The sequence below is a fragment of the Bacillus pumilus genome (assembly GCF_024498355.1).
GTDB lineage: Bacteria > Bacillota > Bacilli > Bacillales > Bacillaceae > Bacillus > Bacillus pumilus_P.
This window is the reverse complement of record NZ_CP101833.1, coordinates 3,279,815-3,291,927: the sequence shown is the minus strand read 5'-3', so window position 1 is coordinate 3,291,927 and position 12,113 is coordinate 3,279,815. Positions and strand designations below refer to the sequence as shown.

Here is a 12,113-nt window from a genome sequence, read left to right as displayed (position 1 = left end):
GAGGGGGATGAAGGATTGGATCACTTTTTCTAAAAAAATGTTGAAATAGATCATGGAATAGGAAAAAGCACCTCGTTTTCGGGTGCTTTTTTGGCTTTATTTATGAATGAATGCGCAGCTTCACGTCTCCGTCTTTGCACGATAGCTGGGCGTTTCCGCCAATCGGTAAGGTGAATACAGGCTGTGTATGTCCTATATCTACATCATAGATCACCGGGATGTGTTTGAGCATTGGATGCTTGTCTAGGATGAACCTCAAATGTTCCTCTGTCATCTGAGATTTCTTTTGAAAGCGTCCGATGATCAGCCCTTTGATTGATCCTGCATGCTGTAAGAGGGAGGTAAGGTCTCTGGCAAACATTTCAGGAAACACCAAGTCATCATCCTCAACAAATAAGATCGTATCCTTTACTTTCGGCATATACGAGGTCCCTTGCAGTAAGTTCAGTGTACAAAGGTTTCCGCCATACAAGGTGCCTTCAGCTGTTCCTTCGTGATATATTCCCCATTTCGTCGGATGAAACTGCCTGTTCGCTTGGTCAAGATACCACGCATCATCACTCCATTTTGTAGAAGGAGTAAGATCAAATGGCTCGCCGCTCATCACGCAGGCTTGAAACATGACTGTCTGCTCCTCTTGTCCCTGCTCCATTTGAAAGCTGGAGAAATGAGGGCCTGAGTATGTCACCATATCACATTTTGTGGTAATGGCGTTGGCGATTGCTGTGATATCACTGTAGCCGCAAAGGACTTTGGGATGCTGACGGATCAAGTCGTAATCAATATAAGGCAAAAGCTCATTGCAGTTGAAACCGCCGATTGCAGTCAAAATGCCATCGACTTCATCATTTGAGAACGCCTCATGTAGATCAGATACGCGGTGTTCAATGGATGATGAGGAATGAAGATCACATTCAAACACGTGTTTTCCAAAAGAGACAGTAAACCCTAAAGTCTCTAAACGTTTTTTGGCTTGAGACATTCCTTCTTCTGATAAGATGCCAGCACTTCGGCTTGGGGCGATGACCCGAATATGGTCGCCTTTTTTTAAAGGAGATGGTGTATGCATAAACAAATCTTCCTTTCCTTCACATATTTCTCCATTATATCGGATCAAATGGCTCCAGTCTGTAAAAGCTAGAAGAAAGCAGTGGACCGTGCGTTTCATACAAGCTGTGCAAAGGGTATGGAAGAGAAAAAGACAGAAACGAATGAGGGCGGAGAATGTGAAAAAGAGGAGACTGGAATTTTTATTTTTATATTTCATGATAATCGGGGCATATGTGGTGTATTGGTGGCCGGTGCCAGCATGGAGCATCCAGCTTTACGCAGCGATTTATGTCGCCATTATTTTATTTAGTATCGTCTCGCTGATGCTAGAGAATCGGACATCACAGCACACATTGTTATGGATATATGTGCTGATCTTTTTCCCGATCATTGGCTATATGTTTTATTTATTCTCGGGGCAGCTTTACGTAAAAGGTCATTTGTTCAAATCGAAGAGAATGTATAACCGTGAAAAATTACGCAGAATATCAGAGCTTGAGAGCAAGCCGGATGAAACACGTTTAACCGAGAATCAGCGTACTTTTTTTCATTACACAGAAAAAGCGACAGGAATGCATGTGAATACAAATAGTGATATGGACATTTTAAAGAATGGAGAGGAAACCTTTCCGCGGATTTTTGAAGAGTTGAAAAAGGCAAAAACGTTCATTCATATTGAATATTACATGTTTAAATCTGATTTCCTTGGTCACCAAATGATGGACATTCTCATTGAAAAAGTGAAAGAAGGGGTAGAGGTTCGCTTTATCTATGATGCGGCGGGCAGCATTCGCTTCTCCCGAAAAGATATTAAACGATTAAAGCAGGCAGGTGTAAACATCGCTCCCTTTCTGCCTTTAAAATATGGATTCTTTAATCAAAAATTCAATTTCCGAAATCACCGGAAAATCGTGATTATTGATGGGGAAACGGGATTTGTCGGCGGGTTAAATGTCGGGAAAGAATATGTAGGGCGGGATGAAAGCATCGGCTTTTGGCGTGATACGCATGCGATGTTAAAGGGTGAAGCTGTTCAAACCCTGCACTCCGTTTTCATGCTGGACTGGGAGTATGTATCAGATGAAGTGTTAATTGATGATCCGAAGTATCATACGCCGCACCCTGTGACAGGAGAGGATGTCATTCAGGTTGTACCAACTGGACCTGATATGAAGGAAAGTATGAGTGATTTATATGATGCACTCATTTCAAATGCGAAACAATTTGTCTGGATTGCTACACCGTATTTTGTGCCAAATGAGTCGATCCGCACAGCGTTAAAAATCGCTGCCACTAGAGGGGTGGATGTGCGTGTGATGGTACCGGAAACAAATGACGGCTTTCTCACACAATACGCCACACGCTCCTATTTTGCTGAGCTTCTGAAAGAGGGCATCAAGGTGTATCATTATCAAAAAGGTTTCATGCATCAAAAGGTCATGATCGCAGATGGAGAACTTGCCTCTGTCGGTACCGCCAATGTGGATATGAGAAGCTTTCAGCTCAATTTTGAGGTCAATGTCTTTACAGCGGCGAAAAAGCCAATCGAGCAATTGATGGCCCATTATGAGGAAGATATGAAAGAATGTGAGCAAATGGGACCCGTTCATTTTTATAAAAGAGGCTTAAAAGAGCGTTTGAAGGAATCGTTTGCCCGGTTGTTTTCAGGTGTGCTGTGAGGCTTACCAATGGAAGAAATCATTTCCTCATCTAGTATTTTCATGAGGATTCCTCTATAATTGAAAATGATTATCAATTATAGAGGAAATGAGGTTCTTTTACATATGCTAAAACGCTTTTTCGCCTATTACAGGCCCTATCGAGGTCTGTTCTTTTTAGATTTCTTTTGTGCTGTCGCAGTTGGATTAATGGAACTAGGGTTTCCGCTCATCGTGAACTACTTCATTGATACATTATTGCCGTCAGGGAACTGGACGGTCATTGGCTGGACCGCACTTGCTCTTTTTGTCATTTATGCACTCAGCTCGGTGATGCAATTTATTGTGTCGTACTGGGGGCACATGCTGGGCATCAATATTGAAACAGATATGAGGAAGAAGCTATTTGATCACTTTCAGCGTCTGTCATTTAAATTCTTTGATAACAACAAAACGGGTAAGCTCATGTCACGGATGACCAACGACCTCATGTACATTGGAGAGGTGGCGCATCATGGGCCTGAAGATTTGTTTATTGCGATTATAACGATTCTTGGCGCCTTTGCTGTCATGCTGATGATTAACTGGCAGCTTGCCATTTTAACCTTCCTGATCATGCCTGTCATCATCTGGCTTGCGCTTTATTTTAATAAGAAGATGACAAAGGCCATTACACAGCTGAACAATGATATTGGAGACTTTCATGCAAGGGTTGAAAACAACATCGGCGGCATCCGTCTTGTTCAAGCCTTTGCGAATGAACATTTTGAGAAAAAACGCTTTGCTGAAAACAACAACCGTTTTCGAAAAGCGAAGCTTCTTTCTTATAAAATCATGTCGGTCAATGGATCGATTAGTTATATTTTAACTCGGCTTGTGACGCTGTTTGTCCTTCTGGCAGGTACATGGTTTGTCCTGCAAGGTCAATTGAGTGCAGGTGGATTTATCGCCTTTGTTCTGATCACAAACGTTTTATTTAGACCGATAGATAAAATCAACACGGTGATTGAAATGTATCCAAAAGGAATTGCCGGTTTTAAAAGCTATGTCGATTTACTTGAAACAGAGCCGGATGTGAAGGATACAGAAGGAGCACGTGATGTGTTCGGACTGCAAGGTGAAATTGAATATCGAAACGTGACGTTTGGCTACGATGAGCACAGTCAAGTGTTGAAGGATATCAATTTGAAGATCAAGCAAGGAGAAACCGTTGCATTTGTAGGGCCTTCAGGAGCAGGAAAATCGACCATTTGCAGTTTGCTGCCTCGTTTTTATGATGTGGATGAAGGTGAGATCACGATTGATGGAGTGAGCACAAAATCCATGACCTTGTCTTCTTTAAGACAGCAGATCGGCATTGTGCAGCAGGATGTCTTTTTATTCTCAGGCACCATTCGTGAAAACATTGCGTACGGCAATCTAGAAGCGAGTGATGCAGAGATTTGGGAGGCCGTACGACGTGCACATTTAGAGGAACTCGTTCAGCGTTTCCCAGAAGGGTTAAATACCGTCATTGGCGAACGTGGCGTCAAACTGTCAGGCGGTCAAAAGCAGCGCTTGTCGATTGCACGGATGTTCCTAAAAAATCCTTCCATTCTTATTTTAGATGAAGCGACGTCAGCACTTGATACAGAAACAGAAAAAGCGATACAGGATGCTCTGAGCGAACTGGCTGCCGGCCGGACAACACTTGTCATCGCTCACCGGCTTGCGACGATTAAACACGCAGACCGTATCATCGTCGTGACGGAGGAAGGCATCCAAGAACAAGGCCGCCACCAAGACTTAATCCAAATGGGCGGCGTATACAGCAGACTGCATGAAGCGCAGTTTGGTCATTAAGAAGGAAGTCCTTAATGAGTCCAGCTATTGAGTTGGACTCATTTTTGACGTAAGATACAAAAGGAATATTAAGGATTTTTTAATCGATATTTCATTCACCATTTAAATGGAATTTTGTTATACTTTAAGGCAATTAGATTCAAAAGGAGAGGGTTGTTTGAGTGAAACGGCAAAAACAGTCATGATGAAAAGCGTTCACTACGTGACTCTTATTGGTTTATTTATTTTGATGATTCCAGCTGGAATCAATCCAGTGTTTTTTTATATTGGTATTATTTTGTTTGGCATAAACACTGGAGTAAACGTAATAGGCAGTTCTCTAAGCAAAAAAAATATATCTGCGACGTTGACTATTTGTTTTGCTCTCATATCATTTGGATTTTTTAAGCTATTTTTTTGAAGACTCTCACTATAGCGCACTTTATATTTTACTTTGAAGGAAGCATCAGTGATAAACGATCCAGTAGCCCTTTTGAAAAAGGGCTCAGCGTGTAGACAAACCCTCGCATTCTTTGTCAGTCCTGCGTGCCAGTGCTCGTCCTTCCTAGACTTCAAAGGTTTTCTATCACGCTGAAAAGAAGACAAATGGCTAAAATAAAGATCATTTTAGCCATTTGTCAACAATCTGACTAGGCTGCTCATTTTCATGAAACCTTCTCTTTTTCAAATGGTTGAAGGAGGTCTTGTGCCTGTTTTCCTTCTACAACAATTAAGTAGTCTGATTCTAAATGAGTGAGCCTGAAGGTTTCAAGCTCTACGATGTTTTTAATGTTGCACATTGTCTTTTTAGAATACACATATAAACGATGCTGAGCCTGATGGCACTTTTCATATAGAGACATAAGCTTATGTAAATTCAATGCTTTCGCAGCGATTCGGATTGAATAGATTTGAGACATCTTCATATCCTCCTGTTAATTACTTTCTCACAATAGCTTTGTTACCCCTGTTTGCACAGGGATAAACCTTTCTCTATGATTTCCACTCGATGGTTCCTCCGCCCGTTCGCCGATTCCCTCTAATCGCAGACAGCTCTTCGACAAGGCGGAGCAGGGCTTGATCCTTTAGCTTCGCCTCAATCATAAAATCTACATCGCGCCCATAAGGCTTTAATGCTTGAAAAAGCGGTAAGACAAAGGACATATCCACTCCATCCGCATGGCTGCGTATCGCCTTTTCTGATTTAGGTGAGGACAAATGGATTTTAGGCGGAATGCCAGTGTTGGTCCAAGTGTCGAACATTCTTGGCAGGATGTCATCAAGCCCGGCATCGTCATCTTTGTTGGCCACATGATGATGGTAATCAAAAACAAACGGAATGTCGTGCTTTTCGCATACACCGAGTGTTTCTAACGACGTATATGTTTTGTCATCATTCTCAAGAGTCGTTCTCGCCTTAATATGAGCCGGGAGCTGTTTTATATTTTCATCAAAGCGGTGAAGAGCAGATGCCTTATCTCCATATGCACCGCCTACATGAATATTCATATAGCCTTCCTTTTCGAGCTTCATCGCCTCAAGCATCTGATAATGATACGACATATCGATCACGGCATTCTCTGTGATCGAAGGCTTTGGGCTTGTAAACAAGGTAAATTGATTGGGGTGAAAGCTCACTCGTAACCCGTGCCGTTTGACCAACTCGCCAATCTCAAGAAACTCCTTACGAAAGGGTGTCACAAAATCCCAGCGAACATCAGGATGAGTTGCCAGCGGAACAATCGAGCTGGAAAAACGGTAAAGCGGAATATCATGAGCAATCGCAAAATAAAGCGTTCTTAACGTATTGACGAGATTGGCCTTCGTAGTTCGCAGTAAAGCCTCTTCTCTTTCTTCCTTTGAGAGCTTGCTGTATCTTGCAAAAGTCAGCGACTTGGCAGGAGAAGCTTCCCACAGGGTGACGGCATTGGAAACATAACCAAATCGATAACGCATATGTCATCTCCTTTATAAAAAATACGAGAACATGGCGCCTACCCACTCAAGCGGCCGTGTGAAAAGTGGGCGCTGTTTAAATTTCTCTTCTGTCATGAGCTCAGACACTTCAATGTGTTCACGAATCTTTTCCTCCACGTGTGCAGTAAAGACTTCATCATCAATGGCGACATCTACTTCCTCGTTTAAAAACAAGCTCCGCTTATCAAAATTCGCCGTACTGATGATGCACCGACTGTGATCAATGAGAATCGCTTTCGAATGATAAAACCCTTTATAAAAACGATACACAAGGCAGCCAGAGGCAATCAGATCCTTCAAATAATAAAATCCAGCTTCTTTCACAAGAGGATGATCAGCCTTCATTGGGATGATGATTTCGACAGTGACGCCTCGCTTCCGCGCCTCAAGCAAGGCCTTGAGAAGAGGGGCTGATGGAATAAAATAAGGCGTACAGATGGTGATCTGCTGTCTAGCCTGCTGAATATCATAGAGAAATAAAGCTTCTAAAGAAAAGCCAGCAGTCGCACGTGTAGTGCATTGTAATGTTCCCGGTTCCAATGCAGGGAAAACCTCGTATTGCAGCTGATGTATGCCTGATGATCGGTACAAATCATTGAGGAACACATGCTGGAGGTCTGCGACAACCTGTCCTGTCATTCGCAGGTGATAGTCCTTCCAAATGCCAAATTTGCCGTTTTTCCCTACATATTCATCGCCGATATTAAACCCGCCAATATAGCCAATCTTCCCATCAATCACCGTAATCTTGCGGTGATTTCTCATGTTTAAACGATAAATCAAAAAAGGAAAACGAGGTTTATTTAAAAAATAAAATTGAATGCCGCTTTTTTTGAGCATGTCGATCGACTTTTGATCAAATGGATAGGAGCCTAATCGATCGGTGAGCAAAATGACCGAAATCCCTTGTTCCGCTTTGGCTTTTAGTGCTTGTAAGATCCTTTGCCCAATCTTGTCGTTCTTTACAATAAAGAACATCATATGAATAGAAGAAGAGGCTTGCTGAATATCAGTGAGCAGCTGATCAAAAATTGGTTCGCCATCATGATAAAAGACTGCATCGCCACTTGTCTGGTCAAAAGTCCGTTCGAAAGCATGGGTAGAAAAATATTTCTTTGCCATATAAAGGTCCAAAATCACGAGTAGTACGATTATGATGAGTACGAGTAGGATGATCAATGCGATCATGAAGGTTCCTCCTTTTTTTGCATATTTCAATAGTGTACCCAAACGCGTAAAAAATATTGACTGAATACTCATTCATTATTTATGATAGAGGTACAACATGGAAACGGAACAAAGTGGGTTGTGGGGAATGAAAGGGGGAGCAAGATGAATAGCCTTTTAATGATGAACTTGATCGCATTTGCGGCGGTGACCGCTTACGCTGTGTATTTGTTTATTTATCTCATTCGAACACGAGCGGCGTATATTCGTCTTGGTAAAAAAGAAGAGTTTCAACAGGACATGAAGAAGCGTTTAGAGCGTGTATGGGTCAATGTGTTTGGGCAAAAGAAGCTGTTAAAGGATAAGAAGAGCGGCATCATTCATGTGCTGTTTTTCTATGGATTTATTCTTGTTCAGTTCGGAGCCCTTGATTTTATTATGAAGGGACTTGTCCCAGATAGCGGGCTCCCGTTAGGTCCGCTGTACGGCGTCTTTACGTTCTTCCAAGAAGTCGTCACACTTCTGATTTTAGTGGCGGTTGTTTGGGCTTTCCATAGAAGATATGTGGAGAAGCTTGTCCGTTTAAAAAGAGGCTTTAAATCAGGTCTTGTGCTGCTGTTTATTGGCGGCTTGATGCTGACAGTATTATTAGGGAACGGCACGAACATCATCTGGCATGGACACGCCCTATCACCAACTGAGCCAATTGCTTCGGGCATTGCTTTCTTGCTTGGCGGGCTCTCGCCTCTTGCGGCAACAATTGTTTTTTATGTCGCATGGTGGATGCATCTTCTCATTTTACTGACGTTCTTAGTGTACGTTCCGCAGTCTAAGCATGCTCATCTGATTGCAGGACCAGTGAATGTATTTGTCAGCAGATTGGACCCGCCAGGCAAGCTGCAAAAAATTGATTTTGAAGATGAGACACAAGAGACCTTCGGTGTTGGGAAAATTGAAGATTTCCGTCAGTCTCAGCTGATCGATCTTTACGCCTGTGTGGAATGTGGGCGCTGTACAAATATGTGCCCGGCAACAGGGACAGGGAAGATGCTTTCTCCAATGGACTTGATTTTAAGGTTAAGGGATCATTTAACAAATAAAGGGGCTGCTATTACATCAAAGACACCGTGGGTCCCGCAGCTTGCCTTCAAGCAGACAACTGCGAATCAGCTGGCGATGCAGGCGAGAGGAGCTGGAGCGGAAGAATCAGCTGCCAGCACCATGTATCATCCATCTCTCATTGGTGAGGTCATTACAGAAGAAGAAATCTGGGCATGTACGACTTGCCGAAACTGTGAAGATCAATGCCCTGTCATGAATGAACACGTCGACAAAATTATTGATATGCGCAGATATCTTGTACTGACAGAAGGAAAAATGGATGCAGATGCACAGCGTGCCATGACAAGCATTGAGCGTCAAGGAAACCCATGGGGATTGAACCGGAAAGAAAGAGAAAATTGGCGTGAACTTAGAGAAGATGTGCATGTGCCGACAGTGAAAGAGCTGAAAAAAGCAGATCAGACCTTTGATTATTTATTCTGGGTTGGTTCAATGGGAGCATATGACAATAGAAGTCAAAAGATTGCGCTTGCCTTTGCAAAACTGCTCAATGAAGCAGGTATCTCCTTTGCCATCCTAGGCAATAAAGAGAAGAACTCAGGCGATACACCAAGAAGACTCGGGAACGAATTTTTGTTCCAAGAGCTTGCCACAAAGAACATCGAAGAATTTCAGAAAAACGGCGTGACAAAGATCGTCACGATTGATCCACACGCCTACAATTTATTTAAAAATGAATACCCAGACTTCGGGCTTGAGGCAGACGTATACCATCATACAGAATTACTGGCAGAGCTAGTGAAAGAAGGGAAAATAACACCTGTACATGAAGTGAACGAGGTGATTACCTTCCACGATTCTTGCTATTTGGGCAGATATAACGAGGTGTATGACCCGCCAAGAGACATTTTAAAAGCCATTCCTGGTGTGACGCTGAAAGAAATGGAGCGCAATCGTGAAACCGGTATGTGCTGCGGTGCAGGCGGAGGCTTAATGTGGATGGAAGAAGAGACAGGTACTCGGATTAACACAGCACGAACGGAGCAGGCCTTACAGGTGCAGCCATCCATCATCAGCTCAGGATGTCCTTATTGTTTAACCATGCTGGGAGACGGAACAAAAGCGAAAGAAGTAGAGGAGCAGGTTGGCACATTTGACGTCGCAGAACTTCTTGAAAAATCAGTGTTTGGCGAGGCTAAAACGAAGGCTTCGTAAGAGTGGCAGGCCGATGAATATGATGTTCATCGGCCTAAGCATGGCGCTGTTCATCAGCTGCCTGGACGATATGTAAGCGGTAACAAACGGGAGGGGAAATACATGAGCACGACAGTCATTGTATCTGGAGCGAGAACATCATTTGGAAAACTGGGCGGATCTTTAAGTGGTTTAACTGCCGCAGAATTAGGTGGAATGGCGATCAAGGCTGCGCTGGAAAGAGCCTCAAGTTCTCATGAGGTGGATGAGGTCATCATGGGAAGTGTTCTTCAAGGAGGACAAGGTCAGATCCCTTCTAGGCAAGCAGCTAGATATGCTGATCTTCCATGGTCGGTTCCGACGCAAACCATCAATAAAGTCTGTGCTTCTGGAATGCGCAGTGTCAGCACAGCAGATCAAATCATTCGAGCAGGTGATGCGGAGGTCATCGTAGCGGGCGGTATGGAATCCATGTCACACGCCCCTTATTTGCTAAAAAAAGCGCGATGGGGCTACAAAATGGGAGATGGAGCGGTACAAGATGCGATGATTTTAGATGGATTAACCTGTTCGTTTACAGGTGTTCATATGGGCGAGTATGGAAGCATGGCAGCGAAGGAGCTCGGCATCACGCGAGAAGAGCAGGACCTTTGGGCGCTAAGAAGCCATGAACGAGCCATTGAAGCTCAAAAAAACGGCTTTTTTAAAAATGAAATCACCCCAGTCACCGTCAAGACGAAAAAAGGGGATCAGCTGATCACAGAAGATGAATCCCCGCGGCGTGATACGTCATATGAAAGGTTATCAAAGCTCATGCCGGTTTTTGATCAGACCGGTACCATCACTGCTGGGAACGCACCAGGTGTCAATGACGGAGCAAGTGCGCTTCTTCTAATGAAAGACACATATGCTAAGCAGCATGGCGAAAAGCCAATGGCTGTCGTGCTTGGACATACACAGGTAGCAGTAGAGGCAAAGGACTTTCCAAAAACACCAGCCTTTGCGATCGAAAAAATGTTACAGAAAACAGGAATGCGTGTAGAGGATATCGATTTGTTTGAAATCAATGAGGCTTTTTCAGCAGTGGCTCTTGCTTGCGAAAAAATACTCGGGCTGGATCGGCGGAAAATGAATATCAATGGAGGAGCAGTCGCGCTCGGTCACCCGATTGGGGCAAGTGGAACACGTATCATACTGACCTTGATTCATGCACTCAGACAAAGAGGCGGCGGCATTGGCATCGCGGCGATTTGCAGTGGGGGCGGTCAAGGAGATGCCATCATGATCAAGGTGGATTAAAAGGGAGGCGTTTATTGTCATGCGTACAGAAGAGACCGTCATGGTCGTCGGGGCTGGTCAAATGGGATCAGGCATTGCCCAAGTATTTGCTCAGTCAGGTTACACAGTCCTGCTCCATGATGCACAAGAAGAGCAGATTCATAGAGCGATTTCCTCCATGACCAAACAACTGACGAAACGAGCGGAAAAAGGAAAGCTGGCACATCAGGCAGTCCGTGATATTACGCAGCGGCTTGCCATCTCAACAAATTTAAAGGACGTACAGCAGGCTCATTTGGTAGTTGAAGCGGCATCTGAACAAATGAGTGTTAAGAAGCAAATCTTTAAAACCCTCGATCAATTTGCAGAGGTGAAGACGATATTTGCGACAAATACGTCTTCCTTGTCGATCACAGAATTAGCAGCCGTTACGACAAGGCCAGAGCAGGTCATTGGCATGCATTTTATGAATCCGGTTCCTGTCATGAAACTGGTTGAGGTCATCCGTGCCCTGCAAACGAATGACGAAACGTATCAAATCGTTTTTGAAACAGCGAAGAAATTAAACAAGACCCCAATTGAAGTGGAAGACTTCCCGGGGTTTGTCTCAAATCGTATATTGATGCCGATGATCAATGAAGCGATTTATACCCTTTATGAAGGCGTGGCAGATGCAGAAAGCATTGACAGTGTCATGACACTTGGAATGAATCACCCAATGGGTCCGCTTCGTCTCGCTGATTTAATCGGACTGGATACATGTTTATTTATTATGAATACCCTTCACGAGGGTCTTGGAGATAGCAAATATCGACCTTGTCCTCTTTTGAAAAAATACGTAAGCGCAGGCTGGCTTGGCAGAAAGACAAAGAGAGGTTTTTACACATACCACGACCACTCATAGGG

The 12,113-nt window shown here is 43.7% G+C and carries 10 protein-coding genes; 6 read left to right on the top strand and 4 right to left on the bottom strand.

Annotated features, from left to right (window positions below; all coding sequences use genetic code 11):
- Positions 1-100 precede the first annotated feature (100 nt).
- Positions 101-1,069: a S66 family peptidase gene (locus tag NPA43_RS16805; protein WP_249704818.1), complete on the bottom strand. Its 969-nt coding sequence runs from the start codon at positions 1,067-1,069 to the stop codon at positions 101-103.
- 157 nt (positions 1,070-1,226) lie between these two features.
- Here NPA43_RS16805 and cls (NPA43_RS16800) point away from each other — a divergent pair, with 157 nt between their 5' ends.
- From cls (NPA43_RS16800) to NPA43_RS16790, 3 genes are all read left to right on the top strand, one after another.
- Positions 1,227-2,729: a cardiolipin synthase gene (cls, locus tag NPA43_RS16800; protein WP_256499089.1), complete on the top strand. Its 1,503-nt coding sequence runs from the start codon at positions 1,227-1,229 to the stop codon at positions 2,727-2,729.
- A gap of 105 nt (positions 2,730-2,834) precedes the next feature.
- Positions 2,835-4,550 (top strand): ABC transporter ATP-binding protein, encoded by a 1,716-nt coding sequence (locus NPA43_RS16795; protein WP_099726565.1) that lies wholly within the window; start codon positions 2,835-2,837, stop codon positions 4,548-4,550.
- 157 nt (positions 4,551-4,707) lie between these two features.
- Positions 4,708-4,950: a hypothetical protein gene (locus NPA43_RS16790; protein ID WP_256499088.1), complete on the top strand. Its 243-nt coding sequence runs from the start codon at positions 4,708-4,710 to the stop codon at positions 4,948-4,950.
- Positions 4,951-5,194: 244 nt separating this feature from the next.
- Here the strand turns inward: NPA43_RS16790 and NPA43_RS16785 are convergent, their stop codons facing one another.
- From NPA43_RS16785 to cls (NPA43_RS16775), 3 genes are all read right to left on the bottom strand, one after another.
- Positions 5,195-5,449 (bottom strand): general stress protein, encoded by a 255-nt coding sequence (locus NPA43_RS16785; RefSeq protein WP_099726532.1) that lies wholly within the window; start codon positions 5,447-5,449, stop codon positions 5,195-5,197.
- A gap of 73 nt (positions 5,450-5,522) precedes the next feature.
- On the bottom strand, positions 5,523-6,485 hold the full coding sequence (gene uvsE, locus NPA43_RS16780) for a UV DNA damage repair endonuclease UvsE (protein WP_256499087.1): 963 nt from the start codon (positions 6,483-6,485) through the stop codon (positions 5,523-5,525).
- Between the two features lie 12 nt (positions 6,486-6,497).
- Positions 6,498-7,694, bottom strand: coding sequence for a cardiolipin synthase (cls, locus tag NPA43_RS16775; RefSeq protein WP_099726530.1), 1,197 nt, complete (start codon positions 7,692-7,694; stop codon positions 6,498-6,500).
- Between the two features lie 144 nt (positions 7,695-7,838).
- On the opposite strand from cls (NPA43_RS16775), the gene NPA43_RS16770 reads away from it, so the two are divergent.
- The 3 genes from NPA43_RS16770 to NPA43_RS16760 all read left to right on the top strand — a co-directional run bounded on the left by NPA43_RS16770 (position 7,839) and on the right by NPA43_RS16760 (position 12,111).
- Complete coding sequence (locus NPA43_RS16770) at positions 7,839-9,950, top strand: heterodisulfide reductase-related iron-sulfur binding cluster (protein ID WP_256499086.1); 2,112 nt, start codon at positions 7,839-7,841, stop codon at positions 9,948-9,950.
- Between the two features lie 102 nt (positions 9,951-10,052).
- Positions 10,053-11,228 (top strand): acetyl-CoA C-acetyltransferase, encoded by a 1,176-nt coding sequence (locus NPA43_RS16765; RefSeq protein WP_256499085.1) that lies wholly within the window; start codon positions 10,053-10,055, stop codon positions 11,226-11,228.
- Positions 11,229-11,247: 19 nt separating this feature from the next.
- On the top strand, positions 11,248-12,111 hold the full coding sequence (locus NPA43_RS16760) for a 3-hydroxybutyryl-CoA dehydrogenase (protein WP_230030608.1): 864 nt from the start codon (positions 11,248-11,250) through the stop codon (positions 12,109-12,111).
- Positions 12,112-12,113: the final 2 nt, after the last annotated feature.